Source organism: Cohnella lupini, from assembly GCF_003386205.1.
Classification (GTDB): domain Bacteria; phylum Bacillota; class Bacilli; order Paenibacillales; family Paenibacillaceae; genus Cohnella; species Cohnella lupini.
This window is the reverse complement of the sequence record NZ_QRDY01000008.1, coordinates 193,569-220,103: the sequence shown is the minus strand read 5'-3', so window position 1 is coordinate 220,103 and position 26,535 is coordinate 193,569. Positions and strand designations below refer to the sequence as shown.

Here is a 26,535-nt window from a genome sequence, read left to right as displayed (position 1 = left end):
ACGTGGATTTGCAGACCCCGATACTAAAACCGTGTTTGAGAAGATGTACATTGAACGTTATGCCCGAGGGAATTCCCCCTCCACAAACTAACTAAGTTTCCCGCTGGATAATCCTACTACACATACTTCTTGACGCTACCAGCTGTAAGCTGAAAAGGGATGTTTTTCATTACTATTGATCTAACTTTGGTCTATTCCTTACTAAAATTCGTTCCATAGTGATGTTCTACATCCTACTTGGATTCCAAAATGGCTCATTAGCTCGAATAAGGATGTTTACCATTCTACTTGACTTGATTCACTCCTCCTTGGCGTCTCTCTAGACGATAGGTTTAAACTTAAGTAGCAGAAATGTTTGAATTCCCCCTCTTCGGAGCGACTTTGAGGCAAATAGCACCGCCAGGCGCGCTTATTTTCCTTTGTGGAGCGACTTTGAGGCAAATAGCACCGCCAGGCATGCTTATTTTTCTCAGGGAGCGACTTTGAGGCAAATAGCACCGCCAGGCACGCTTATTTCCCTTCGCGGAGCGACTTTGAGGCAAATAGCACCGCCAGGCACGCTTATTTCCCTTCGCGGAGCGACTTTGAGGCAAATAGCACCGCCAGGCACGCTTATTTCCCATAACGGACGCGGCAAGCGTCCATCTTCCAGCCAACGTTCAACAGAAACGTAATTCCGCCGAATGGTCGGACCTGGGTTCGAAACTTTCATTTACCAAAATGTTTCGAATTCGGAAAATTAGTTTAATAGACCATAAATCCCCCGAATAAGAGTAAGCGAGACGCCCGGACGATAATCGATTCTTAGGTGTTTCGCTCTATTTTTGCGCGCATAAACCTCTCTCCATTGTTCCATTTTCCAAATATCTAATAAAATTGGCGTTATTCTATTAAAATCCTTAATCTAGTATTGGAATTTAATAGGTTGTGGTCTATTATGTTGGTGTTAACATTCTTACCACTTGAGAGGATGATCTAGTGAATGAAAGAAAGCGCGCGCAAAAACAATCCCGTTCGCAAAATTGCCGTTTCGTCGTTGACGCTGGCTCTGCTGTCCATGCCGTTTAACGGCATGTTCGCCGCGGCCGCGGATCCCGGTTCCACCCTTAAGCTAAGAATCATGGAAACGACGGACATCCACACAAACCTGGTTCCCTACGATTACTACAAGGATGCGGCATCCGACACGGTCGGACTTGCGAGAACGGCCAGCCTGGTCAAAGCTGCGCGTACGGAATCGAAGAACGCTTTCCTCGTCGATAACGGAGATTTAATTCAAGGCACTCCTCTCGGTACTTATAAAGCATTGGTAGACCCTATTCAAGCGGGCGAGATCCACCCGGTATACAAAGCGATGAATCTGATGGGCTACGATGCAGCCACTCTAGGGAACCACGAGTTCAACTACGGCTTGGATTACTTCGATCAAGCCGCCAAAGGCGCCAATTTCCCCTATGTTAACGCTAACGTTTACGTGGACGACAAAGACGGTAATCCGGACAATGACGTCAACCGCTTCAAGCCCTACGAAATCATCTCGAAAAAAGCGATCGACGAGTCCGGCCAAGAGCAGACGCTTAAGATCGGCGTCATCGGATTCGCGCCTCCGCAGATCATTCAATGGGACAAATCTTGGTTGGAAGGCAAAGTTATCGCGAAGGACATTGCCGCAACCGCGGAGAAATTCATTCCGAAGATGAAAGCGGAAGGCGCGGACGTCATCATCGCGATGGCGCATACCGGCTTTAACGGAATGGCGCAAGCTAATACGGATGCGGAAGACGCGGTCTTGCTCCTGAGCAAAGTGCCCGGAATAGACGCTATCACCTTCTCCCACACCCACAAGGTGTTTCCGGCCGCGGACGAGAAGTCGCTCGACGCCCTTTTCAAAGACTCGACCGGTAAAGTATACGCCGGAGTCGACAATGCGAAAGGCACGATTAACGGCGTAGCGGCCGTTCAAGCCGGATACGGCGGAAGCAACCTCGGAATCATCGACCTGACGCTCGAAAAGCAAGATGGCAAATGGAAGGTCGCCGCTTCCCAATCGTCCACGAAGGCGATTTACGACGCGGTTGCCAAGAAGCCGCTCGCGGAAACCGACCAGACGGTCGTCGATGCCGTTAAAGAGGACTTCGACGACACGGTTAAATACGCGAACAACCCGATCGGTACGACGACCGCGCCGATCCATAGCTACTTCGCCTTGGTGCAGGACGATCCATCCGTCCAAATCGTTACGAATGCTCAGAAGGCTTACGTCGAGAACTACATTAAGCAAAATCTACCTCAATACAAGGATACTCCCGTTCTATCCGTAGGCGCCCCGTTCAAAGCCGGACGCAACGGTCCCGAGGAATTCACGGAAATCAAGACGGGTCCTCTCGCTATCAAGAGCGCGGGCGACCTATACTTGTACGACAACACTTTGAAAGCGATCTTGGTTAAGGGCTCGGTCGTCAAGGAATGGTTGGAAATGTCCGCGGGCAAATTCAACCGGATCGACCCGACCAAGCAAGAAGAGCAGCCGTTGCTCGATTCTTCGTTCCAGGTGTATAACTTCGATGTCATCGACGGCGTAACCTATCAAGTCGACGTCACGAAGCCGGCCAAATACAAGCCGGACGGAACGATCAACGACGCGTCCTCCAGCCGTATCATCAAGCTGAACTACGAGGGCAAGCCAGTCGATCCGAATCAAGACTTCATCGTCGTTACGAACAATTACCGCGCAAGCGGCGGCGGCAACTTCCCCGGGGTAAAAGGGAGCAAGTACGTGATCGATTCCCCGGACGAGAACCGCCAGATTCTCATGGATTACATTTCCGCGAGCAAAGAAGTGAATCCGTCGATCGACAACAATTGGTCGATCGCGCCGATCGCCGGCAAAGTGAACGTAACGTTTACTTCTTCTCCTAAAGCTGCGGAATACGCCGCATCGACGGACAATATTCGTTCCCTTAACAAGGTAGACGACAAGGGCTTCGGCATTTTCTCCCTCTCCCTTGACGCAAGCAAGAAGTTCGCGGATGTTCCTGCTACGCATTGGGCATTCGATGCCATTAACGACCTTGCCGCGAATCAGATCGTCACGGGCAAGACGGATACGGTGTTCGACCCGATATCGAACGTCACTCGGGCGGAATTCGCCACTCTGTTGGTCAAAGCTTTGAAGCTGACCGCAAAGAACAAACCGGCATTCCAAGACGTTCCGGCAACGGCTTGGTATGCGGACGCCGTAGCCGCGGCGAACGAGAACGGATTGGTCAGCGGGATCGCTCCGAGCTTATTCGCTCCGAACGATACGATTACCCGCGAGCAAATGGCGGTCATGGCCAGCAGCGCGCTGAAGCTTAAAGCCGGCAAAGCGATTCAAACCGATATCGATATGGAATACGCGGATAACTCCAGCATCAGCGATTGGGCCGCCGCGGGAGTAAGAGTAGCCGTAGCGCGGGGAGTCATGGGCGGACGCGGCGCGGGCAAGTTCGTTCCGAAGGCTCCGACGACGCGCGCGGAAGCCGCCAAGGTCATCCATACGCTGATCAGCAATGTCTCCGTGCAGTTGCTCGGCATCAACGACTTCCACGGGCAGCTCGACTATAAGAAAGAAGTGAAGGACGCGGCTACGGGCAAAGTCGTCTCCACTTTAGGCGGAGCCGATTACTTGGCGGCCTATCTCAAGCAACGCGAAGCCACGAACCCGAATACGCTGCTCGTTCACGCTGGCGACACCGTCGGAGCAAGCGCTCCGGTATCCGCGCTGCTCCAGGACGAGCCGACGATCGACTTTCTGAATCGCCTCGGATTCGATATCGGTACGCTGGGCAATCATGAATTCGACCAAGGAGCGACGGAAGCTCTTAGGCTCATAAACGGAGGGAAAAATCCGAAAACAGGCAACGATTTCGCCGGCGCTAACTTCCCTTACGTGGCGGCCAACGTCGTTGACGCGACCGGAAAGCCTCTGCTCGATGCTTACACGGTGTTGGAATCGGGAGGCGTCAAAATCGGGTTCATCGGACTCGTAACGAACATTACGCCGACCATCGTGAAGGCGGAAAGCATCAAAGGCATAACCTTTACGGATCAAGCGGCTGCCGTCAATAAAGCCGTGGAGGAATTGAAAGCCCAAGGCATCGAAACCATCGTCATCCTTGCCCACGACCCTTACGAAGGCAAGAGCGACGCGCCAACGGGAGAAGTCGTAGATCTGGCCAATAACGTGGACGATGAAGTAGACGTCATCTTCGCCGGACATAATCACGGCGGACTTAATCAGGTGATCGACGGAAAGCTGATCACGGAAGCCTTCTCTTATGGCACCGCGTTCTCCGACGTAGAGCTGGAGATAGATCGCGCGACGCATGACGTCGTATCCGCCAAAGCCGAGATCGTCGACGTGAAACGGGAAGGCATAACTCCCGATGCGGAAATTACTCAAATGATCAAAACTTACCAAGAACAGAACGCGCCCGTCATGAACGCCCCGGTAGGCAAGACCGACGAGGCGATTACCCGCACGGCGAACGCATCCGGAGAATCGGCGTTAGGCAACTTGATCGCCGACGGCATGCGCGATGCCATGGGAACGGATTTCGCCTTCATGAACTCCGGGGGCATTCGCAACGACTTGCCGCAAGGCAACATCACGTATGGCAGCATGTTCAGCGTTCAGCCTTTCGGCAACGTCCTCGTCAAGATGACGCTGACGGGAGCGCAAATGAAAGAGCTCTTGAACCAGCAATGGGGAGCTACCGGCACGAAAATCGGCCAAATCTCCGGCTTTACCTATAAGTACGACGATAGCAAGCCCGCCGGTCAGAAAATCGTCGAGATAAAGAAAGCCGACGGCACTGCCCTGGACGATGCGGCAAGCTACACCATCGTCGTCAATGACTTTATGGCAACGGGCGGCGACGGCTACACGATATTAACGAAAGGTACCAACCGTGCGGCGGGTGCCGTGGATCTCGACGCTACGATTACGTACGTCAAAACTAAGTTCGCTAACGGCTCGATCACGGCGAAAACCGAAGGACGTTTCACCAAAGTGAATTAATCCCACTAAGCCTTCTTGATAACCGATAAGAAGAGGCCGAGTCCAAAGCGATTGCTTTGGCTCGGCCTCTTGTTCTTATATATGCAACCGTTAGTCGGAGATCAGATAGGAACATTAAAGGACTTACGTCCATTAAACACTATTAGTTCCTTGTAGCCCACTTGAATGGCCGCTTCCCGGGCTTCGTCCAATAAACGGCCGATATCGTCGGGGAAGTGTGAATCGGAGGATAACGTAATCGAAACGCCATGCTCCGCGAGCACGGACAGAAACAGGGGACTCGGGCAAGCCTCGGCCACCGGATAGCGATAGGCCAGTCCGGTATTGATTTCCGTCGCGATCCCGCACAAGGTCAACTCTTCAGCCAAGCTCCGATAGTACGGCACCAACGCCTGCTCGTCTGCGGGACGAAAGCCGAACACCTTAAGATTGTCCGGGTGGGCAAGAATGTCGAACAAGCGCGACTTGCAAGCTTGGCGCAACAAGTCAAAATACTGACCATAAGCCGCCATATGATCCAATTCGGCGAACCGCGATTGCGTCTCCGGGTTGTCGAACCCCCATCCGTCCATGAAGTGAACCGACCCGATTACATAATCCCAGTCATGACCCGCAAGGATATTGCTTAATTCCTCTTCTCCTCCCTCGAAAAAGTCCGCCTCTATTCCGAGCAATAGATCGGGACGGGTTTTCTTGGCTTCCGTAACGAAATCGACGAATTCATCCAAGGAATATACGCACACGTGGTTTAACCATGCTTCTTGCAAACGGCCGATCGGGCTATTGTCCAGAAGCATATGCTTCTCGTAATAGCTTCGGCATTCCCGGAACCGGTACAAATGATCGACTACGCCGAATTGGCTTATTCCCCTCGAACGCCCCGTCGTCAAGTACCGATCCAGCCAGTCCTCGCTGAAGCAACCGTTCCATAACCGGTTATCCAATTGCCAGGATAATTGTTCCGCCCATTTCAGCGAGTTTCTCATCGCGTTATCAGAGTCTTCCGTCGTGGCAACCAGCGCTTGCATCGTTCGATTCAACCAATTAATGGAATAAGGTCCTTCCTCCAGATGAAAATGCAAATCAACCTTCATCGTCCATTTCCCCCCTCCAAGTTGATCTCATAGGCTCGATCGCCGGTAACCGAACCATCGCGGCGGATGGATCGATCCCTAAATATTCGCACATCAACGGAGCAAGCCATAACTGCGAAAGGGTTTCTTCCCCGTCCCATAACGAATTCAAGCGATCTCCGCAAACGTACAAAGGTACTTTTCTCTCTTCGGATGTCGTTCCTCCATGTTGGCCGTGCGCGTTCATGCCGTGGTCCGAAGTTACGATTACCTGATAATCTTCCGACAGCCACATCGGAATTAATAGGGCTAGAATGCTATCTGCGAGTCGGACGGAAGCCTCGTACTGCTTGCTCTCTCCGCCGAACTTATGTCCTGCGTCGTCTATGTTCATGGGATGGGCGTACAGAAAATGCGGGTCGTGCGTCTTCCGCAAGTGTTCCGCGTCCGAGAACAAATGAGTATCCGGATAATGGTCTTCGAAATAAAAGATTCCGTGTTGGATCGGTTTGTTCTCGTCATGCTGATGCCTGTCGGTAACCGGATTAAACGGCGCCGAATTGTATAACTCGCTGACCCAATGATAAGCCGCCGCAGCCGTCCTTAAGTTGGCCTTCGAAGCGAGGTGAAACACGCTTTGCTCCTTGCTTAGCTTGACGACGTGATTTCCCGTGATGCCGTTCGCATGCGCCGGCGTACCGGTTAGCAGCACTTCGTACAAAGGACGGGAGAGGCTTGGCAGCTCGGAGTTTACCGTATAACAAACCGCTTCCCCTTGCTCGACGAGATGCTCCATGTAACCCATGCAGCTGCGAGCCGTATCGTAACGGAGTCCGTCCAATACGACTACGATTAATTTACGAGATGCTTGCGTCATCGTTATCACGCCTTTCCTTTGGCTTCTATCCATTGGATATGATGGGATTTCAGAGCGGACAACCAATCCGTCGGCGGCGCGACATTGCTAACGATCGTATCCACTCCGCGAATCGGAACGATTTCGACGAAAGCCTCCTTGTCGAACTTCGAATCGTCGGCCAGCACGATCGTTTGCCCCGCCGCTTCCACCATCCTTCGAGACATCATCGTCTCGTTCAAGTCGAAATCGCTTATTCCCCGCTTGATGGACATTCCTCCAACCGATAGGAAAGCCTTGTCGACGCGAAATTGCGTCATAACCTGTTCGCCCGTCGCTCCCGACATCGATTGCTGCACGGGATTGAGCTCTCCGCCGATGACGATGATTTTGCCGGAGAACCTTCCTTCGTTCAAGGACTCCATCAAATGATAAGCTACCGCTATGGAGTTGGTTAGTATCGTTAGGCGCTCCTTCCCGGAGATCGCTTTAGCCAACTCTAGAGTCGTCGTCCCGACGTCGATGACGATCGTGTCGCCGGAAGCGATCAGCGCGGCCGCCCTTTGCCCGATGCGGGTCTTCTCCTCCGCCTTCTCCTTCTGCCGTTGCAAATACGGCGGCTCGTAATTGGCGCTTTTCGCCAAGACCGCCCCGCCGTATACCCGCTTGACAAGACCGTCTCCTTCCAGGAGAACGAGGTCGCGCCGAATCGTTTCGTCAGAGACGGCGCAACTCCGGGAGAGATCGGGAACCTTCACTTGTCCTTCCAACCTAAGCTGCTCCAAAATCATTCTTTTACGTTGTTCGGACGAAATGGACATTCCTTACGCTCCTTCCTTCTCTAGTCGCAGAAGCTGGGAAGGGTCCAGAGCTAGACGAACTTTGCCGTTCGCTTGCGCGGTCGGGGAACGTCCGTCGTTTAATCTGTCTATCGTGAGCCTAACGCCGGAAGCGTCGACGAAATACCGGATGACGTTGCCCAGAATGTTCACCGAGTCGACCGTACCTTCGACTATCCGCTTATCCGCCGACGGAACATCTCCGCCAACATTCATCCCCTCGCCTAACAGCCCTACCGATTCGGGACGCAGCGCGAAGCTTTCGGCCGTACCGATTCCATCTCCGAACAAGCGGTTTGCCTCGGCGCGGGTAAGCACGTTGTAGCTACCCATAAACCTGGCTACGAACTCGGTCCTCGGAGTCGAATATAACTGCTCGGGGGTTCCATCCTGCACGATATTCCCTTTGTTCATAATGCATATTCGATCGGACACCGTAAGCGCTTCTTCCTGGTCATGCGTAACGAAAACCGTAGTCATCTGCAGCCTCTTCTGGATTTCGCGGATTTCCGTTCTCAGGTTTTTGCGAATCTTGGCGTCCAAAGCGCTTAAAGGCTCGTCGAGCAGAAGAACCTTAGGCTGAACCGCCAAAGCTCTCGCCAGCGCTACCCGCTGCTGCTGACCGCCCGATAGATTCTGGGGATACACGTCCCGTTTGTCTTCGAGATCGATCAGCGCGAGCAATTCTTCGCTTCGGTTCGCCCTCTCTTTTTTCCCCGCGCCGCGCATCTTCAGGCCGTACTCTATATTTTCGGATACCGTTAGATTAGGAAAAAGCGCATAGGATTGGAACACCATGCCGACTTCCCGATTACGCGGGGCTAGATTCGTAAGGTCTTGCTGTCCCAACACGATTCTTCCGCCGTCAAGCTCCGTCAATCCGGCGATACATCTAAGCAACGTGCTCTTGCCGCAGCCCGAAGGTCCAAGCAAAGTAACGAGCTCGCCTTCACGGATCGAAAGATACACGTCGTTCAACACCGTCGAGTCCCCGAACTTTTTGCGAATGCCCTGCAATTCCAAATAGGATTTATTCATCCTTGCGTCCCTCCGTTCATCTTTCTACCCAACCTCATCAGTATCGTAGATAGGATCATGATAAATATGAAATACGAAATGGCGATTGCGCTTGCCAGATGCCCGCTTTCCGAGACCCGTTGATACAAATACACCTGAATCGTATGAATATGCCCTCCGACCAGCATATTCGTGACGACGAACTCGCCGAAGAGGACGGAAAAGGACAACAATGTCGAAATGATGACGCCCGGCCATATGTTAGGCAAAATAATCGTCACGAATGCCCGCGCCCGCTTTGCCCCCAGCATTTCGGCGGCATTGAGCAATTCGACGGCGGAGACGGTAAGAAGGCTGTTGCGGATCCCTTGATACATGTAAGGAAGCACGACGACGAAGTAGGCTCCGATCAGAATGTAAGCCGTTCCCGCGATGTCGATCGGACCCGAGGAATAGGTACGGATAAGTCCGACCGCCGCCACGACGCCGGGCACCGCGTAAGGCAATACGACGAGACCCTTCATGAACGATTCCAATTTGGGCAAGTAAACCGTGATCACGAATACGGCGGGCAACATGATGACGAGACTCAAAGCCACGCTGATCAAGCATAAATAGAACGACGTCCACAACGCCTCGAGAAACCGGAGATCCTGAAACATGTCCTTGAACCAATTCAAGGTCCAGCTTTCGGGAAGGATGGTGGTCTGCCAGTTGGTAGCTAGCGCGTATAACCCCGTAGCGACAAGCGGAAGCAATAAGTAGAGCATCAGCAGGAACAGCAGGGAACGGTGCGTCCAACCTACCTTGGGCTTCATATTCATCCGGCTTCCTCCTTAGCTCTGGCCCGCGCGCGCAGCGAACGTTCTTTAGACGAATTTGATTTGGGAGCGTAAGTCCCGGTAAAACGTTGGGAACGTTTGGTCATCTGATGATTGAGGAATACGGCCAGAAGCGTCGATACCGCAAGAATGACGGCTAACGCGCTGCCGACCTCGGGCTGGTTGACGACATCGCCCGCTACCAACGATCCGATCCGGATGGCAAGCAAATTGAAATTTCCTCCGACAAGAGCATATGCGGTAGCGTATGCGCCCATGGCATTGGCGAAGAGAATCCCTAACGTACCGAAGATCGACGGGGTCAGCATAGGCAATCCGACCGTTCTCCAGAATTGCCAAGGCCTTGCTCCGAGCAATGCGGCCGCTTCCTTCCACTGCTCGCGTATACCATAGAAGGACGGGTATAGCAGCAGCAATGCGAGCGGAACTTGGAAGTAAACGTACACGAGAACTAGCCCCGTCCAGCTATACAAATCAAAACCGGAGAATACGTTCCAGCCCCATTGCTTGAACAGCAGCGTGAAAACCCCATTGTTTCCAAGCAAGATGATATAGGCAAAGGCGAGAGGAACACCTGCGAAATTCGAAGTCATGTTGGAAATCATAAGCAGTCTGTCTCTGACGGAAGGCGTGAACCGAGTGATTGAATACGCGCACGCGAGCCCGACGATAATGGCTACTATGCTGGAATAAGCCGCGATTAGCAGGCTGTTCTTAATGGCTTTCAGGTAATAGGCGCTGTTGAAGATTTTCACGTAGTGGTCCATCGTAAACCCGAAGCCGTCGATCTTGCTAAAGCTTCCCGTAACCATGGACAGGATCGGCGCTAACTGGAATGCTAGCACCATGAACGCGAAGGGAACCAAGCCGAGCCACATCCAACGATTTCTGCGTTTCAAGCTATCCACTCTCCTAAGCCGGAATGAAACGGGCGCCTTCGGCACTTGGACGAAGGCGCACCATTAGAGGTTCAAAGAAAAGAATAGTTTAGCTCAAGTGGACGAGAACGCGTTCCTGCCACAATTGAGGAATGGTTTTAGCCGTTTCGTCCCATGCTTTATAGTCGCCTACCGGTTTAGCATTCGCGTATTCTTCGAGCGGCAGCAGCTTAGCCGCTACGTCGTCCGGAAGCTTCACGCTATCGCGAATCGGTCTGGCGTATCCTCTAGCAAGGTTGATCTGGCCGGCATCGCTTAAGATATATTCGCGCGTCAGCTTAGCCGCGTTCGGGTGAGGAGCGTATTTGTTGATGATCGTCGCGTAACCGCTAACGACGCTGCCTTCTTTCGGAACAGCTACCGCGTACTGCTCTTTGCCTAATTGATCGCTATAGTTAAGAGCATTAAAGTCCCACAGCAAGGTTACGTCGACTTCGCCCTTCTCGATATTGGCCACGGATGCTTCCACGTTGGAAATCCGGCCTTGCTTCGCCAGCTCCTCGAAGAATGCGATTCCCGGTTCGATGTTCGTTTCGTCGCCGCCGAAAGCGATCGCTGCAGCCAACACGGCCATTTGAGCTTGAGCCGCCTTAGTCACGTCTCCGACAACGATTTTATAATCGCCGTTTTTGAGGTCTTCCCAGCTTTTAGGAGCATTCGGAACAAGCTTCGTGTTCGTTAGGAAAGCGATCGTTCCTTGGTACCCGATAACCCAATGTCCATCGGCATCCTTCGCCCAAGCGGGGATTTCATCCCAGTAGGAAGTTTTGTAAGGCTGAGTTACGCCCTTCTCGATCGCAACCGGTCCGAAGGCAATACCCACGTCGCCGATGTCGGAGGTAGGCTTGTCCTTCTCCGCTTCGAATTTAGCGATTTCTTCCGCGCTCGACATATCCGTATCCGTGTGCGAGATTCCGTAGTTCTTCTGAATGTCCGCCCAAGTTCCTACCCAGTTTGCCCACGAATCAGGCATTCCGACGCTGACGACCGAACCTTCTTCCTTCGCCTTCGCTTCGATGTCAGTTAGCGACAATTCCGCCGCAGCCGGATCCGCTTCGTTATTCTTATTGTTATTTCCTCCACAAGCAGCAAGCATTACGACGAGTAAAGTAAGGATGAGCCCGACGGCCGATTGTTTACGCAACCCTTTTTTCATGATTTCTAATTCCTCCCAATGTGGCTTTTTGTGGTGTGTCTCTATATTCTTGTGTTTCCTACCCATCTCCAACTATAGTGGCGTACTATTTCCGACAGATTAACCTCGATAGTCCGTTTTGTAAAAAATAACGCAAATTGGATGAATAACATTAACTAAATTCATTCTTTTGTAAAAACCGGGGTTATAACGGAGGGGATGACACTCTTAGCAAAAGGCGTTCCAACGCAAAAAAGAGGCGAACCCGATACGATCTAGGGCTTGCCTCTTATGCATATTATTATAGCGAATTATTTCCGTCCGTAATCGGCTTTGATTTCTCCCCATTGCTTCGTTTGCCATTTCGCGACCTTGTTGGGATATGAGTTGGTCTTTAGCCATTGGACGGCGCGATCCACAAGATCCCAAATTTCCTTGGTCGACTCGTCTCTCGCAAGCGTCGAGGATACCGCTTTCTGCTTGACCCATTTCAACGCGTTGACGGAGTCGCTGTACACGGTCTTGTTGCTTCCGAGTTTCTGCAAGTACGCCAAGCCGTGGACGATCGCCAAGAACTCTCCGAGATTATTCGTCCCTTTGCGAATCGGCCCTACGGAGAAAATAACCTCGCCCGTCCGAGTGTCAACGCCTTTATACTCGACCGGACCCGGATTGCCGCTTGTTCCGACGTCTACGGAGATGCTATCGTAGTCGATCTCTTCCGTCGTTTCGATGCCGGTACTCCTAGGCTTGAAGCTGCTTCCGGCGCTAACTCCGGCCGCCTTGCCGCTTCCCCAGTGCTTCTTCCAGCCTTCCTTATAAGCAAGATCGGCGGCTGCTCTCGTTTCGTAAGACTTGAACTTCGCGTCGTCGAACTTATTGATCTGTTCCTGGCAAGCTGCCCAATCGGCGTATACGCCGGGTTTTCTGCCCACCCAGACGACGTAGAATTTCTGTTTCGCCATTTCTCTATGACCTCGTTTCGTTATTCGGCGGAAGGGATGCCGAAGCCGTATTCGGCGAATATTTCATGAGCGTCGTCGCTTTGCAGGAAAGCATAGAAGCTTTCGGCTTCCTTAGGATGTTTCGTCGCCTTCACGATTCCGAGCGGATATTCGATGGGACTATGGCTGTCTGAATCCATGATGAAAGCAATGCGCGACTTCTTGGATGTCATCGCATCCGTCTTGTACACGAATCCGGCATCCGCGTTGCCTGTTTCCACGTAAGTCAGAACCTGGCGCACGTCCTTCGCGTAAACGAACTTCGGCAGCAACCGATCCCAGACCTCGGCGCGCTCAAGCGACTCCTTCGCATAGCTTCCCGCGGGCACCGTATCCGGCTCTCCGATCGCCAGCTTGATGAATTCGGGCTCAGCTAGCCGACCGATGGAATCGATCGTATTCTTGCTATCGGTAGGAACGATCACGACAAGCTCATTGCGCAATAATCCAATTTGGTTAGCGGCGTCGACTAATTGATTATCAACTAGCGCCCTCATCTGCTTCGTTCCCGCGGATAGGAAAAGATCGGCTGGCGCTCCCTGTTCGATCTGTTGCTGCAGCGCGCCGGACGATCCGAAATTGTAGACGATATCGATATCCGGATGATCTTTCTCGTATCGCGATTCGATCTCATACAAGCTATCCGTTAGGCTGGCGGCTGCGGATACGAGAATTTCGGTACGCGATGACGACTCGGAATCGATCCTCCCGCATCCGATCGTTGTAATTAACAAGATGATGGCAATCGCGGCCGGGAGGTTCGTATTATCGATTAACTTCATAATATTTCCCCCGATATTAACAAGCGGTAACGATAATCGGTTTATTATTCGTAATAACGATCGTATGCTCATGCTGGGCGACTCGGCTGCGATCGGGCACGGCCAGCGTCCATCCGTCCGCTCGCTCCACGACGTAGGTAGCGCCCGTGGACAAAAACGGCTCGATCGTAATGACTTGTCCCGATTTTAACACTCTTCTATCCCGCGGCTCGTAATACGGGAGAATGTCCAAAGGTTCCTCATGCAACGATCTGCCAACACCGTGGCTGCACAAATCCTCGATGACGCGATAGCCGCCCTTCTTCGCCTCGCTCTGAATGATTCTTCCGACCTCGTTAAGCTTCACTCCCGCTTTCAGCCCGGAAATAACCTTCATCAACGTCGCGTAAGTGTACCGGCAAAGGGCATCCACTTCGGTTTTAACCGGCTCGATCTGAAATGACTCCCCCGCGTCCGCGTAAAATCCGTCAAGTTCGGCCGAAACGTCGATATTGACGAGATCTCCCGGCTGAATGACCCGATCTCCCGGAATCCCGTGCGCGACCTCTTCATTCACGCTAATGCACGTATGCGCCGGAAACCCGGCGTCTTTCATCGGAGCCGAGACGGCGCCGTACCGGGATAACATTCCTAGACCGATTTGATCCAATTGTCCCGTCGTCATTCCCGGTTCGATCGCGCCTTTCATTTCTTTGATCGTCAGGGCGACGATCTTTCCTATTTTCATTAATCGTTCGATATCTTGCTGGGATTGTATAGTCATGCGCGCTCCTTAACCAAGCTTATTTCTCATCTTCCACTTTACCCTAACCGTCCCTGTCGCGCCAATATGCAAGTAAACGGACTTCGTCGTCCATCACTTCGAGATTAGAGCATGCTCCGCTGTATGACTTGATCAAAAGTAGAATGGGAATCATCGCTATTGGAGTTATCAAGCGCACTTGCAATCAAAGTAGGATGTAGAACATCACTATTGATCAAATTTAGGAAAGGACTAGGTCAAACGGAGGCCAATAGGAATAAAAAACATCTTTATCCAGCTTCATTTTTGAACGAGCTTTAAAAATACATTGAAAAGCATCGTATTTGAGCCCCAAACTTATAAATTCATATACGAAAAAAATAACCCCCCCTTGCGGGGGTGGATTATTTTTTGGGAAGCGATTGCTTCTTCTCGTTGTAAGAATGACGAATTGGGCTGATGAACCGCCCTGGCGATCTGAATTTGTACCTCCATGCATCTCGCCAGCTGCGGCGGGCGTTACCCGGTTTGGACGTGTTACTCGATTAGAGCTTTCTCTCGTTCCCGGAAATAGGCAGCCGTCTGCATCACCATGCGATCGAGCGAAGCCTTGTCCGGTTTGCCGTACATCGCAGGATACGGGGATCCCCCCGGCCCAAGCGGCTCGGGCGTAACGTAACGGCCTTCGCGGTTAAAGCCTAGGAGGTATAAAGCCATGATAATCGTGTCCAAATCCATGGATCCATCGCCTAACGCTCCGCGGTTGCTATCGGCCAAGTGGAGATTGAGCAGTCGGTCGCCGGCCGCGAGCAAAGCTTCGCCGATATGCGACTCCTCGACCTGCATATGGTACACGTCGGCGTTAATGTGCTGAACGCCGGGATGATTCACGGAATTAATATAGGATAACGCGTCGCTAATCGTATGGACGTAGCTCGTCTCCGCGGAGCGTATCGGTTCGATCGCGGCCAAGACCTTGTGTTCGACGAATCGATCCGCGACAAGCCGCAATGTATCGACGCTGCGCTCGATTTCCGTATCGTCGTACTTGTCCGGCCGGCCGACGGCGCCGGGAACGACCAAGATGTAGGAGCCGCCGACGGCCGCGGTGAATTCGATCTCCCGCTTCAGGTAATCGATCGCAGCTTGGCGTTGAATCGCTTTATTGCTCGAAAGGTCGTTATCGACCGAGAACATCCCGCATATACCGGCGGTGCGAATGCCGTAAGAAGCAAGAATATCGATCGTTTCGGCCGGCTTGTACCCCAGATCGGGACCGTAATGATTTCCGTGGAGCTCGATATATTCGATCCCCGCTTTCTGCAGACGGACCGCGGTTTCTTCCAGCGGTTCCATGCCGAAGCCCCAATTGCTCCAAGATAGATTCAGGCGTTGCCGGCGCAGGGCTTGGGGATTAGTCTTCTTAAGATGCTCGAATGCCTCGCGGATTTTGACGTTTTTCGCTTCATAATTTTGCATGAGAGGATAACGCTCCTTTTCTTATTCGATGCGATCTCTTAAGACTTCGCCCTCACCAGCCGGTTTCCTTTTCCGCGTATCAAGAACGCATACGTCAACACCGCGCCAACATCGGTCGCAGCGATGATGATGCCCATCGGCATCGCGTTCGCGCTCCCCGCGATGCCGACGATCGGCGCCAGAATGCCTCCGAACAAGAAGGACATCAGGCCCAGAAGCGCCGCGGCGCTTCCTGCCGCTTGAGCCTGGTTGCTCATCGCTAAGGAGAAGCCCGTCGCGCTTACGACTCCGACGCTGGATACGACGAAGAAGAGCGGAACGAGGATCGCCGCCAACGAAGCGGAGATCGCGATCATGGACAGCAGCGTTACGCCGCCGGCGCACGCAAGGAGGAGTCCGATCAGGAACAACCTCTTCTCCCCGATCCGGCTTGCCAGCCTTCCCGTTACTTGACCGGCAACGATGATTCCGAATCCGTTAATGGCGAAGAACAAGCTGAACATCTGGGGCGATACCCCGTATATATTCTGAAGCGCGAAAGGCGAGCCCGCGATATAGGCGAACATCGCCGCGGTAACGAGCGCCTGGGCAAGCGCGTATCCCATGAAGGTTCGATCGCGGAAGAGCCTGCGAAAGGTGTTCAGCGTTTCGCGTATGCCGCCGGTCATTCGTTTGTCGGCCGCCAACGTTTCCGGCAATCCGAACAGCACGGCCAATAGCGTAAGCACGCCCCATCCGGCGAGCACTACGAATAACCCTTCCCAAGGAATCGCCTTCAGCAGCTGCCCGCCGAGGACGGGCGAGAAGATCGGCGCCGCTCCGTTTACTAGCATCAGCATGGCGAAGAACTTCGTCAGCTCCGGCCCCGAATACATATCGCGCACGACCGCGCGGGAGATGACGATGCCGGCCGAACCGGCCAGGCCCTGTATGAATCTTAATGCCACGAACGCTTCGATAGAAGGACTGAACGCGCAAAGAATGGAAGATACCGCGTAAAGCAATAATCCGATTAATAAGGGCAGCCGACGTCCGTGAAAATCGCTCAACGCGCCGGCGAATAACTGCCCGACCGACAAGCCGATCATGCAGGCGGTCAGGCTAAGCTGCGCGTAGGACGAGCTCGTGTTCATGTTGTCCGCTAGCTGGGGCAGCGCGGGCAAATATAAATCCAGCGACAACGGTCCGAACGCCGATAGAGAGCCTAATAGAACGACTAGCCATGCTAGATTCGCTTTCTTCGCTCCAATACCGTCCGCAGCCGTCTTTTCCCGATATCCGTTTATTTTCAACACCCGCTTCTCTCAAGCTCGATCCTATCTATTCTAAAGCCTTTATTCCCATCTATCAAACGCTGATATATAATTCCATTAACGACCTTAACCGATAGGAGACCGCTCATGGATATCATTCAGCTACCCACGCGTTTAATAGATGAAGATACGGATCAACCCCGCTACCAGTTCGACGAAGAAGCCCTTCAGGAACTGATGAACAGCATCGGGGAGCTCGGCTTGTTATCGCCTATTAAAGTTAGAACGACTCCTGACGGCCGATACAAAATCATCTACGGAAACCGCCGCTACAAAGCGTGCCGGACGCTCGGACTGCCGACGATCCCCTGTATCGTCTCCAATGTCACGGACGAAATGGAAATTTACTTGGAGCAAATCGCCGAAAACCTGACTCGTCAAGGCTTCTCTCCGATCGAGGAGGCCGAGGCGTTCAATAAGCTTCTTAACGATCCCAAATTCAGCAGCTCGATCAAGTACATGTCGGGAAAGCTCGGCAAGCCGGAATCGTATATCAAGAACAAGCTCGACTTGCTCAAGTTCAGCAGCTCGGTGCGCGTCCTGATCGTGTACGGTACGGAAATCCGGAAGGACAAGCTGACCGAGGACCAGTTAATGCCGCTTAAAGATCTGCCCATGGAATATCGCGACTCTCTCGCCTTGCTCATGGCAGCGGACGAAATGCCCGTTCCCGACGTAAAGCGCATTGCCAAGCTGTTTAAAGACAAGGAAATTTCCGAATCGACGAAAGGCAAGCTTCTGTTCAAGACGGGACCTCAGCTTCTCGAGACATGGTCGACGTTCGAGCATAATAAGAAGGAACGCGCCAAGAGCGCAGAGCCGAAAGAAGAACCCGGCAAGTCGCATGAGGAACCGGTTAGGGGCGCCAAACCCGAAAATAAGGAACGCGTATCGCGACCTGATTCTTCGTTCACCGGATTAGCGAGTCTAGCGCAAGCAACTTTGGTAATGGACGACTTGGAAGCAACCCCCGACTCGGATAACGACGAAGACAATGATCTTTACGGAGCTTCCAGCCATGCCGAACAGCCCTCCGAAAGCTTGATCGAGGGCATGATGAATCTATTGTTCGCCTCGTTGCCGGCGCCGATCTCGTTCACCCCAAGCGACTTGCCGGACTTGGCAGGCGTGGAAAGAGAACAATTCGTTCGTGACGTCGACTCGCTCATCGGCGATCTCGAGAAGCATCTGGCCGAGTGGAGAGCGGTAAAGGATCGAATGCAAGGTCCACGATGACGGTATGTGGCAGCTTATGCGAGCCCTTCAATAACGGCGATCATCTCCGCCTCGGTCATCGCGCCTAATTTCCTGTAAGCGATATATCCTTCTTTGTCCACGAAAATAGACACCGGGATAGGCTTGATATCGTATTTCAGGGCAACGCTCTTATCGGGATCCAGCAGCACCTTGAACGGATATCCGTGTTCCTCGATATAAGAACTCACTTTGTCCCTGTCTTCCCCCACGCTTAACGCCAATACGACCAAATCTCCGCCCTGATGCGCCTGATATATTTTCTCTATATCGGGCATTTCTTTTTTGCACCATTTGCACCAGGTCGCCCAGAAGTTGATATAGACTTTTTTACCTCTATAGTCGGATAACTTCACTTCGTTCCCGTCCAGATCCGTCAAAGTAAAGTCGATGGCCTGCTCCCTCGTATCGCTAACGTTAGCGACGATCTCCTCCTGTACGGCAATATCGCTGCCGTTAGCGTTCTGCGCTTGGACTACCTGCGAGCTCGGAAGGGCATCCGGACTGCTTATACTATGATTTCGGCTGACGTACACGGAAATCAGGATGAAGATCAGAACGGCTCCCCATAAGATCGAGTTTTTCTTCATGGTTAAGTCTCCCTTCTTGATGGATGTTCTACAAGTTAAATACTCCGGAGTATTGGCCGAGCTTCTCCAGCTTGTTCGTAAATACGAGGATTCCCATTACGATCATGATGATTCCGCTAACGACCGAAATAACGGGAAGATATTTCGAGATCTTCCTAAGATACTTCGATAAATTGTCCACCAATACCGCCGAGAGCAAGAACGGTACGGCAAACCCCAGCGAATAAGCGGTTAAGAGCCATACGCCCTTCTCGATCGTATCCATGCTTCCCGCGTAGATAAGAATGGTAGAAAGGATCGGTCCTATGCACGGCGTCCAACCGACGGCGAATGCCATTCCCAGCAATAGCGAGCCTACGTTTTTCCCCGAGGAGCCGCTCGGCAGAAATCTTTTTTCCGAATAGAGCCACTTGATTTTGAAGATGCCCGTCATATGAAGACCGAAAATCACGATAAGAACTCCGCCTACCTGCTGTATGATTCTTATATTGTCGGAGAATAGCTTGCTTAACGAACTCACGGACACTCCAAGCAGAACAAACACGATCGAGAATCCCGCAACGAAAAAAACAGCCTTCATCACCACTTTTATTTTCTCTCTGCGGGTATGAATTTCCGTTACCGAAGACCCTAACATATAGCTTAAATACGCCGGGATTAACGGCAGGACGCAGGGCGATAAGAAAGAGAGTAAACCTGCCGAAAACGCCAGTATGAAATCCAACTTGTAATCGGTTTCCGATTGATCTTCTATAGTCGCGGGAGTCTCCGACTTAGGTTCCTTGGATACAACGGGAGCCTCAGTTGACGTAGACGATGTCAGCTTCTCGACTTCCTTTTTCTTTTCCTGCGTTGCCGAAGAAGCGACCGCTTTCGGGGCGGCTTCCTTAATCGACGGGGCAGCCACTTTTTTGGACTGGGTTTCCGTTACCGGTGCAGTTACCTTTGCATTAGGAGAATGTTCCGGGCTGTTTGGGATGAACCGGCATCCGTTTGTTGAACTTCAGTCCCTGGAGTCGATTGAGTCGTTGCTTGAACATTCGCTTCGGCTTGCGATGAAACGACTTTCGGAGCCGCGATTTCCGCCGTCTCTTGCACGGTTACGCTCGGTCGATCATCGATGATTGCTTTCACTTCGGGAGCCGCTGAGCTTTCTTGCGGCGCGGCGGCAGCCTCTTTGGTCTGATTAGCAGATACGGCGGCAAAAGTTAAAATAGCGAATGCCAAAGAGCCGATGATTAAAGACAATGTTAGCTTAGATGCTTCCGGTTTTTTCATTTCTTAACACCCTCCCGATTGTTCCGGATAAAAAAAGAAGACCCAACGCGGCGCTATTACGCGCCCAACGTTGAATCTCTGGTTGTCCAGTAGATTGATCGTTCTCTATTTCCGATAATAACGATGCGAATCGTCCATTTTAGTGCTTAATATTATTCGATGTACAACCCTTTGTCAATAAATTTCCTATCGATTTTGTCGGAATTAATTCCGATGTCTCTACATATATATCACTAAAGCATTCACGATTATTTCAGCGTTTTTCTATAAATAACGGTTATTTATTTCCAAGATTTATGTTGACAATCTTAAATGTTATTTGTACATTGGAGTTTGTAATTCCTATCAAACTAGTGTGTTTAGGGGGTTTATATTTTGGACGACATCCAGAATAACTTATTGGTCGCAATCGAAACAAACTGGTACAGCTTCGTCACTTCGATTTTCGTTTTCGGCCTGCTGTATTACCTTGCCCGGAAACGCATCGGATTCGGCTCGCGGGTTCTAATCGGTCTTGGATTAGGAGTAGCCGTCGGGATCCTCTTTCAGAATTTGGATTTCGAAACGAAAGGCATTACGACATTCGGCAGTATCTACATTAGTTTGATCCGCATGTTGGTCGTTCCTCTCGTATTCGTGCTCGTATTGAACAGTATCGCTTCTTTAACAAGCTTGGATTACTTAAGGAAAATCGGCTTCAAGACCTTCGCTTGGTTCCTCGGAACGACCGGAATAGCCTCGATCATCGGGCTGTTGATCGCTTTGCTCTTCAATCCCGGCAGCGGCATCCAGCAGGCCGTCCCGGAAGGCTTCACCGCGCGGGAAATCCCTACATTCTCCGAGGTCATCCTGGATCTGATTCCCTCGAATCCTATCAGCGAAGCAGCCGAGGGCAAAGTCGTACCGGTACTTATATTCGCCATTTTCTTGGCCGTAGCCATTATCAAGATCGGTTCCAAGAACGCGGAATCGGTTAAGCCCGTCCGCGATCTCATTCAATCGCTCACGCAAATTCTTCACCAAGTGGTGAAATACGTGATTAGGTTAACTCCTTATGGCGTATTCGCGCTAATTGCCGGCATCACCGCGCGTTACGGTTGGGATACCCTGCAGGAGCTCGGAAGCGTAATCGTGACCTCCTACGTTGCGCTTATCATTCATTTCGTTCTTATATTCGGAGGACTGGTCCTGTTCGTAGCCAAAGTCAATCCGATTCGTTTCTTCCGCAAAATCTATCCGACCATCGCGGTTGCCTTTACGACCCGCAGCAGCTACGCAACGCTTCCTATTAATCTGGAAGTCATTACGAAGAGATTGCACGTCTCCCCTCGTATCGCGAGCTTCGTGGCTCCGCTCGGCGCATCCGTCAACTTTAACGGCTGCGGCGGCGTTTGGCCGGCGATCGTCGCGGTGTTCACCGCCGAAGTATTCGGCATTCACTTGTCGTTAACGGACTATATCATTCTAGTCGTCGTTAGCATTATCTCCTCCATCGGAGTCGCCGGCGTTCCCGGCCCGGCCGTCATCTCGACGACCGTCGTATTGACCGCTCTCGGATTACCGCTCGAAGGAATCGCGATCGTTGCCGGCGTCGAAGCGCTCATCGATATGGGACGCACCGCCGTTAACGCGACCGGAACGACCGTCACTTCCTTGCTGGTGGCGAATTCCGAAGGCGAATTCGACCGCGAGGCATTTAATCGCGACGAAGACGAAGAAATCGCTTTGACCGCCGTTTAAGGCGGTCAATCCTACTCGACCAATAAAGAAGCTCCGCAGTCATTTCGACTGACTGCGGAGCTTTTAATATGAAGCGGGCTCGCTTCGAAATCCGTATTTGGAACTCCACATCATTCTCGCCGTTCTGTCTTCCGACTAACCGGAGAGCGAATCCTGATATTCCTTGGGAGCCATGCCCACATGTTTCTTGAACAGTTTGTTGAAGTACATGGGATCGGGATAACCTACCAGCGAGCCGACTTCGTACATTTTCACATCCCGGTATTCCTCCAGAATCCGCCTAGCCTTGGAGATTCGCGCTTCCATCAGGTAATCGGTGATCGTCTTTCCCGTCTCCTTCTTGAACAGCTTGCTGAGATAGCTAGGATTCAAGTTGACTTTCTCCGATAACGCGAGCAAATCGAAGGACTCCTTCAGATCGGACTCCAGCAGTCGTATGACTTCTTCTACCGCGTGCTTCCGATGCCCTTTGGGAGCTTCGCCTTCGACTGCAGCTTCGGCTTTGTCCGCTAGCGCTCCGTCCCCCGATTCCCCGCCAAGCTCTTTCTTCTGGATTCTTACCAAGGTCGCCTGCAGCTCTTTGCGGTTCACCGGCTTGGATAGGTACTCGACGACGCCGTTGCGAATCGCATGCTTGGCATATTGAAATTCGCTGTACCCGCTGAGCAGGATCATGTGGATTTCCGGAGCTTCCTCGTTCACCTTCTCGATGAGCTTCATTCCGTCCATCATCGGCATCTTAATATCCGTGATCATGATTTTACAATCCTCGCCCGTCCACTCTCTTACCTTCTCCAGGGCTTGAATTCCGTTGCCGCATAACCCCTCGATCTCTATGCAAAGCCCCATCGACAGCACCATTGCGGCCAGTCCGTTGCGAATCCTTTCCTCGTCGTCCACGATCAGAAGTTTTATCATCATATGTTCTCTTCCTCCCCCTCTTTAACAGCGGGCAACGCAATCGTCACGATCGTCCCCGATCCGATCCGACTTTCTATTCGAAGCCCGAATTGCGGTCCGTAATGCAGCCGAATCCTCTCGTTAACGTTCTCGATTCCTATGCTGGAACGGTCGGAGGGCTCTCCATGGCTTTGGATCGTCGCCCGAATTCCCTTTAGCGTGTCCTCATCCATGCCTGAACCGTTATCCTCTATCATGAAGTACACATAACTCGAATCCTCTTCCGAAGTCATTCGGATCCGGCAATCGTCATCCTTCGTTTCGAAACCGTGCAGAATCGCGTTTTCTACGATCGGCTGGAACAAAAGCTTAATCATCCGATAGTGGACATGCCGCTCCCTTACCGTTACTTCGAGTTGGATGTCCTTCGAGAAGCGGTAATTTTGCAAGGTCACGTATTGCTCCAGATGTTCGATTTCCTTGTCGAACGTTACGGCTTCGGTGCCGCGGATAATTCCGTACCTGAGCAACTCCCCCAAATTGTAAGTCATGTCGGAGATTTCGTAATCTTGCTTCACTTCCGCTGTCATGCGGATCACTTCCAAGGTGTTATATATAAAATGGGGATTGATCTGGTGCTGCAATGACCTCAGCTCCGCTTCCCTCTTGCGGTTCTGCGTATGATATACTTCTTCGACCAAGTTTCGAATCCGCCGAATCATGCTATTGAATTGCTTTGCCAGAATGCCGAACTCGTCGGAATGCTTGACCGGGAACTGAACGTCGAGATTGTCCTTGTTCACTTGCTTCATCGTTCTCATCAGATCCCGCATCGGGCGCGTCAGCTTAAGCGTAAGCCAGATCGAGAGGAACAAGGCCGCTACGATCAGAAGCGCGACCAGCAGTAAGGTGACGTTGCGAGTCGATTTCGCTTCCTCCGTTAACCGGTCTATCGGAATAAGCACGATTTGCTTCCATCCCGTTACTTCCGACGTGGCGTACGTGCACAAGTAATTCCTGCCATCCAGCTTGTAATGAAATCTCCCTTCCGAACCTGAGGCTAGCCGGACGATCGGGTTATTGTCCAAGTTCGTCGATATCCAGCGTTGCTCGCTGTCGTAGATGACGGTGTTCCGATCATCGATCACGATCGTCTGCCCATGAGTCACTTGATCCAGTTCGCTCACCGCGTCCGCGATGACCCGAATGTTCGAATCGAAAATAATCATTCCGATCGATTCTAGCGTATTCGTGTTCTTCAGTTCACGCGCGACGGAGAAATAATAGCTACCCGACGTGGGAGAACTCAGCTTCTGAGTGCTTATGACGATAGACGAGCCGTTAGCCTTCTTCACTTCTTCTTGAAGCCGGGCGACTTGCTCGACGATATCATCGCGCATGCTATCTCCCTTGGTCGCGTAGTAGAAACTGCCGTATTTATCGAAAATATAGACTGCTTCCGTATCGTTCTTAAGACTGTTTAGCCCTTTGGTGAAATCCTGCAGCTTGCGGTTGTCGTCCAAGCTCTTGTCCGGCTTGGCCAAAGAAACTTGGATATCCTGCATGTAGATTTGGCTGCCAGTCACCCGCTTAATGTCGGATACGTATTGATCTACTCGCTGCAATATATTTTTGGATATCTGATTGACGTATACTACCGTATTGTTCTGTATCGAGCGAGTGTAGTTGGAATACGAGAAGAAGCTGATGAGCAGCAAGGGAACGGTAATAAGTATGATCAGCACGGCTATCAATTTCGTCGTGAGCGATAACTTAATGAACTTCATCCATAGATTCCGCGGCAATCCCGTTTCCTCCTTGATAACATGACTCTCGGTCCTTGAAGGATCGCAATAATCACCGTATCACACCCGTTTACGAGTTGAAAGCACTTTCAAGCACCGATGACGGAAATGGCCTTCCTGCCGTTAAGCTTGCGGACAGGAAAGCCGATTCGCCGATCTATTTAACCGCTCCGCTCGTAATGCCCGAGAAGATGTACCTCTGAAGAAATAAATACAAGAGTACCGTAGGCAGTAAAATAACGAGTATAGCCGCCGAAATTAATTGCCACTCCGCGCTATTGTTGCCGGTGAACTTCATTAGCGTCGTGGACACGACTCCGAGTCGTTGCGCGGGCATATACAAATACGGAGTGTACATGTCGTTATAGATGGAAATCGTCTTCAAGATGATCAGCGTCGATATGGCCGGCGTCAGCAACGGAACGATAATCCGGTAGAATATCCCGAACAGGCTTACTCCCTCGATCATCGCGCTCTCGTCCAATTCGTAAGGAATGTTGCGTATGAATTGCAGCAAAATATAGATTTGGATAACGTCTGCGCCTATATACAGCAGCACAGGGGCGAAGTGCGTGTTAAAGAGGCCTAAAGTGCGAATAATCGAAAAAACCGCGACTTGGGTCGTGATTGCGGGGATGACGACGGCTCCCGCGTACAGACCGAGAATCAGCTTGCGGCCTTTGAATTCGAAGCGCCCCAAAACGTAGGATACCATCGTTCCCAACAGAATGTTGCCGATCAGCGAAAGTCCGATCACGATGACCGTGTTCAGGAATGCCTCGTCCAAGTGCGCGCGTTCGAATACGAGCTTGAAATTCTCGAAATTCATAAACGATCTCGGCAAGGTAAAGATGTTGGTCGAGCCGTATTCCGCGCTTCCCTTGAACGAATTGATGAACAGGATGTACAACGGGAAAAAGACGATCAGGGACGCGAACAGCAACAGCGTATATTTGAACGATAGAGAGGCGGCGGAGGTTTTCATATCCGCTAATCCCCCTTTCCGAGAACAAGCATTCTTTGAACGGATACGACAACGACGACGATAAGCATCAGAATGACGCTCATGGCGGAGGCTAACCCGAAATTGCTGTAGTGGAACGCCGTTTCCACCACTTTCTGAACGTACGTGGCGCTTGCGTTAAGCGGTCCTCCCTGCGTCAATACGAACGGCAGGTCGAATACTTCCAATGCTCCGGTTACCGTTAAGAATAGATTGAGCTCGATGATTCTCCTCAATCCGGGTAACGTGATATATCTCAGAACTTGCCGGCCTTTGGCGCCGTCTATGCGCGCGGCCTCGAAGACGTCTTCCGGAAGCGACTGCAGCGCCCCCAAGTAAACGACCATATTAAAGCCCATGAACTTCCACGCGCTGATGAACGCCAGCACGAAATTAACGAGGACCGGCGTCCCCAGCCAGCTAACGGGCTCTACTCCGATGCGCTCTAATAGGAAGTTCAGCGAACCGTTATTCGTATCGAATACGTACCCGAACATGAAAGCTACGGCAACGCCGTTCATAATGTACGGCAGGAATAACGTCGTTCGGAATACGTTCCTCCCCTTCAGCTTACCGTTAAGAAGGACGGCGAACATGAACGCGACGACGTTCTGCACGATGCCGCCCGCGAAGTAAGCCATATTGTGCAGCAAGACGGAGAAAGTCTCGTTGTTGGCGAATATCGTCCGGTAATTGTCCCAACCTACCCATTGCTTTACGGGGCTATATCCATCCCAAGATGTGAAGCTCAAGTAAATCAATCTAGCCGCCGGATAATAGGTGAACGTCAACAGCAGCACGAGCGGAATCAGCATGAACGAGATAATCAGGCTTTTCTTCTGCAGGTTATAGCTCATAGTCAGCCCTCATCGATATTTGGATT

22 protein-coding genes are annotated in these 26,535 nt (G+C 51.7%); 3 read left to right on the top strand and 19 right to left on the bottom strand.

Features of this window, described 5'->3' with window-relative positions; genetic code table 11:
- Positions 1–982: 982 nt before the first annotated feature.
- On the top strand, positions 983–5,062 hold the full coding sequence (locus DFP95_RS29425) for a bifunctional 2',3'-cyclic-nucleotide 2'-phosphodiesterase/3'-nucleotidase (RefSeq protein WP_245987693.1): 4,080 nt from the start codon (positions 983–985) through the stop codon (positions 5,060–5,062).
- A gap of 101 nt (positions 5,063–5,163) precedes the next feature.
- On the opposite strand, the gene DFP95_RS15920 is transcribed toward DFP95_RS29425, so the two are convergent.
- The 12 genes from DFP95_RS15920 to DFP95_RS15865 all read right to left on the bottom strand — a co-directional run bounded on the left by DFP95_RS15920 (position 5,164) and on the right by DFP95_RS15865 (position 17,055).
- Complete coding sequence (locus DFP95_RS15920) at positions 5,164–6,156, bottom strand: PHP domain-containing protein (RefSeq protein WP_115993626.1); 993 nt, start codon at positions 6,154–6,156, stop codon at positions 5,164–5,166.
- The gene (locus tag DFP95_RS15915) at positions 6,146–7,012 is read right to left on the bottom strand and encodes an alkaline phosphatase family protein (protein WP_115993625.1); all 867 of its coding nucleotides are present in this window, start codon (positions 7,010–7,012) and stop codon (positions 6,146–6,148) included. The genes DFP95_RS15920 and DFP95_RS15915 overlap by 11 nt, the downstream gene beginning before the upstream one ends.
- Before the next feature lie 5 nt (positions 7,013–7,017).
- Complete coding sequence (locus tag DFP95_RS15910; RefSeq protein WP_115993624.1) at positions 7,018–7,812, bottom strand: DeoR/GlpR family DNA-binding transcription regulator; 795 nt, start codon at positions 7,810–7,812, stop codon at positions 7,018–7,020.
- Between the two features lie 3 nt (positions 7,813–7,815).
- Entirely contained in the window at positions 7,816–8,868 is a 1,053-nt protein-coding gene (locus DFP95_RS15905) for an ABC transporter ATP-binding protein (RefSeq protein WP_115993623.1), read from the bottom strand.
- On the bottom strand, positions 8,865–9,665 hold the full coding sequence (locus DFP95_RS15900; protein ID WP_425453292.1) for an ABC transporter permease: 801 nt from the start codon (positions 9,663–9,665) through the stop codon (positions 8,865–8,867). Before DFP95_RS15900 ends, DFP95_RS15905 begins: the two co-directional genes overlap by 4 nt.
- 2 nt (positions 9,666–9,667) lie before the next feature.
- Positions 9,668–10,588 carry an ABC transporter permease gene (locus DFP95_RS15895; protein ID WP_115993621.1) on the bottom strand — a complete coding sequence of 307 codons (921 nt, stop codon included), beginning with the start codon at positions 10,586–10,588 and terminating at the stop codon, positions 9,668–9,670.
- A gap of 88 nt (positions 10,589–10,676) precedes the next feature.
- Positions 10,677–11,783, bottom strand: coding sequence for an ABC transporter substrate-binding protein (locus tag DFP95_RS15890; protein ID WP_115993620.1), 1,107 nt, complete (start codon positions 11,781–11,783; stop codon positions 10,677–10,679).
- Positions 11,784–12,073: 290 nt separating this feature from the next.
- Positions 12,074–12,727, bottom strand: coding sequence for a ribonuclease H (rnhA, locus tag DFP95_RS15885; protein ID WP_115993619.1), 654 nt, complete (start codon positions 12,725–12,727; stop codon positions 12,074–12,076).
- 20 nt (positions 12,728–12,747) lie between these two features.
- Positions 12,748–13,548, bottom strand: a complete 801-nt coding sequence (gene modA / locus DFP95_RS15880; RefSeq protein ID WP_115993618.1) for a molybdate ABC transporter substrate-binding protein — start codon at positions 13,546–13,548, stop codon at positions 12,748–12,750.
- A 16-nt stretch (positions 13,549–13,564) separates the two neighbouring features.
- Positions 13,565–14,311, bottom strand: a complete 747-nt coding sequence (map, locus tag DFP95_RS15875; protein ID WP_115993617.1) for a type I methionyl aminopeptidase — start codon at positions 14,309–14,311, stop codon at positions 13,565–13,567.
- Positions 14,312–14,827: 516 nt separating this feature from the next.
- Positions 14,828–15,769: a sugar phosphate isomerase/epimerase family protein gene (locus DFP95_RS15870; protein WP_115993616.1), complete on the bottom strand. Its 942-nt coding sequence runs from the start codon at positions 15,767–15,769 to the stop codon at positions 14,828–14,830.
- 38 nt (positions 15,770–15,807) lie between these two features.
- Positions 15,808–17,055 (bottom strand): multidrug effflux MFS transporter, encoded by a 1,248-nt coding sequence (locus tag DFP95_RS15865; RefSeq protein WP_115993643.1) that lies wholly within the window; start codon positions 17,053–17,055, stop codon positions 15,808–15,810.
- 114 nt (positions 17,056–17,169) lie between these two features.
- On the opposite strand from DFP95_RS15865, the gene DFP95_RS15860 reads away from it, so the two are divergent.
- The gene (locus DFP95_RS15860) at positions 17,170–18,318 is read left to right on the top strand and encodes a ParB/RepB/Spo0J family partition protein (protein ID WP_115993615.1); all 1,149 of its coding nucleotides are present in this window, start codon (positions 17,170–17,172) and stop codon (positions 18,316–18,318) included.
- 14 nt (positions 18,319–18,332) lie between these two features.
- Here DFP95_RS15860 and DFP95_RS15855 read toward each other — a convergent pair whose 3' ends face one another.
- The 3 genes from DFP95_RS15855 to DFP95_RS15845 are packed head-to-tail and all read right to left on the bottom strand — an operon-like array spanning position 18,333 to position 20,204.
- The gene (locus DFP95_RS15855; protein WP_115993614.1) at positions 18,333–18,926 is read right to left on the bottom strand and encodes a TlpA family protein disulfide reductase; all 594 of its coding nucleotides are present in this window, start codon (positions 18,924–18,926) and stop codon (positions 18,333–18,335) included.
- 28 nt (positions 18,927–18,954) lie between these two features.
- Positions 18,955–19,833 (bottom strand): cytochrome c biogenesis CcdA family protein, encoded by an 879-nt coding sequence (locus tag DFP95_RS15850; protein ID WP_245987692.1) that lies wholly within the window; start codon positions 19,831–19,833, stop codon positions 18,955–18,957.
- Positions 19,834–19,865: 32 nt separating this feature from the next.
- Positions 19,866–20,204 (bottom strand): hypothetical protein, encoded by a 339-nt coding sequence (locus tag DFP95_RS15845; protein WP_115993613.1) that lies wholly within the window; start codon positions 20,202–20,204, stop codon positions 19,866–19,868.
- 384 nt (positions 20,205–20,588) lie between these two features.
- On the opposite strand from DFP95_RS15845, the gene DFP95_RS15840 reads away from it, so the two are divergent.
- Entirely contained in the window at positions 20,589–21,944 is a 1,356-nt protein-coding gene (locus DFP95_RS15840; protein ID WP_115993641.1) for a dicarboxylate/amino acid:cation symporter, read from the top strand.
- Positions 21,945–22,079: 135 nt separating this feature from the next.
- On the opposite strand, the gene DFP95_RS15835 is transcribed toward DFP95_RS15840, so the two are convergent.
- The 4 genes from DFP95_RS15835 to DFP95_RS15820 form a co-directional block, all read right to left on the bottom strand.
- Positions 22,080–22,865: a response regulator transcription factor gene (locus tag DFP95_RS15835; protein ID WP_115993612.1), complete on the bottom strand. Its 786-nt coding sequence runs from the start codon at positions 22,863–22,865 to the stop codon at positions 22,080–22,082.
- Entirely contained in the window at positions 22,862–24,649 is a 1,788-nt protein-coding gene (locus tag DFP95_RS15830) for a cache domain-containing sensor histidine kinase (RefSeq protein ID WP_115993611.1), read from the bottom strand. The genes DFP95_RS15835 and DFP95_RS15830 overlap by 4 nt, the downstream gene beginning before the upstream one ends.
- A 157-nt stretch (positions 24,650–24,806) precedes the next feature.
- Positions 24,807–25,634, bottom strand: coding sequence for a carbohydrate ABC transporter permease (locus tag DFP95_RS15825; RefSeq protein ID WP_115993610.1), 828 nt, complete (start codon positions 25,632–25,634; stop codon positions 24,807–24,809).
- 5 nt (positions 25,635–25,639) lie between these two features.
- A complete protein-coding gene (locus DFP95_RS15820) occupies positions 25,640–26,509 on the bottom strand; it encodes a carbohydrate ABC transporter permease (protein WP_115993609.1) in 870 nt (289 codons plus the stop codon).
- Positions 26,510–26,535: the final 26 nt, after the last annotated feature.

What these genes read in the sequence shown, in the direction of transcription:
- DFP95_RS29425 (WP_245987693.1), top strand. Translation starts at nt 983, where the DNA reads ATGAAAGAAAGCGCGCGCAAAAACAATCCCGTTCGCAAAATTGCCGTT.
- DFP95_RS15920 (WP_115993626.1), bottom strand. Translation starts at nt 6,156, where the DNA reads ATGAAGGTTGATTTGCATTTTCATCTGGAGGAAGGACCTTATTCCATT.
- DFP95_RS15915 (WP_115993625.1), bottom strand. Translation starts at nt 7,012, where the DNA reads ATGACGCAAGCATCTCGTAAATTAATCGTAGTCGTATTGGACGGACTC.
- DFP95_RS15910 (WP_115993624.1), bottom strand. Translation starts at nt 7,812, where the DNA reads ATGTCCATTTCGTCCGAACAACGTAAAAGAATGATTTTGGAGCAGCTT.
- DFP95_RS15905 (WP_115993623.1), bottom strand. Translation starts at nt 8,868, where the DNA reads ATGAATAAATCCTATTTGGAATTGCAGGGCATTCGCAAAAAGTTCGGG.
- DFP95_RS15900 (WP_425453292.1), bottom strand. Translation starts at nt 9,665, where the DNA reads ATGAAGCCCAAGGTAGGTTGGACGCACCGTTCCCTGCTGTTCCTGCTG.
- DFP95_RS15890 (WP_115993620.1), bottom strand. Translation starts at nt 11,783, where the DNA reads ATGAAAAAAGGGTTGCGTAAACAATCGGCCGTCGGGCTCATCCTTACT.
- rnhA (WP_115993619.1), bottom strand. Translation starts at nt 12,727, where the DNA reads ATGGCGAAACAGAAATTCTACGTCGTCTGGGTGGGCAGAAAACCCGGC.
- modA (WP_115993618.1), bottom strand. Translation starts at nt 13,548, where the DNA reads ATGAAGTTAATCGATAATACGAACCTCCCGGCCGCGATTGCCATCATC.
- map (WP_115993617.1), bottom strand. Translation starts at nt 14,311, where the DNA reads ATGACTATACAATCCCAGCAAGATATCGAACGATTAATGAAAATAGGA.
- DFP95_RS15870 (WP_115993616.1), bottom strand. Translation starts at nt 15,769, where the DNA reads ATGCAAAATTATGAAGCGAAAAACGTCAAAATCCGCGAGGCATTCGAG.
- DFP95_RS15860 (WP_115993615.1), top strand. Translation starts at nt 17,170, where the DNA reads ATGGATATCATTCAGCTACCCACGCGTTTAATAGATGAAGATACGGAT.
- DFP95_RS15855 (WP_115993614.1), bottom strand. Translation starts at nt 18,926, where the DNA reads ATGAAGAAAAACTCGATCTTATGGGGAGCCGTTCTGATCTTCATCCTG.
- DFP95_RS15845 (WP_115993613.1), bottom strand. Translation starts at nt 20,204, where the DNA reads ATGAAAAAACCGGAAGCATCTAAGCTAACATTGTCTTTAATCATCGGC.
- DFP95_RS15835 (WP_115993612.1), bottom strand. Translation starts at nt 22,865, where the DNA reads ATGATGATAAAACTTCTGATCGTGGACGACGAGGAAAGGATTCGCAAC.
- DFP95_RS15825 (WP_115993610.1), bottom strand. Translation starts at nt 25,634, where the DNA reads ATGAAAACCTCCGCCGCCTCTCTATCGTTCAAATATACGCTGTTGCTG.
- DFP95_RS15820 (WP_115993609.1), bottom strand. Translation starts at nt 26,509, where the DNA reads ATGAGCTATAACCTGCAGAAGAAAAGCCTGATTATCTCGTTCATGCTG.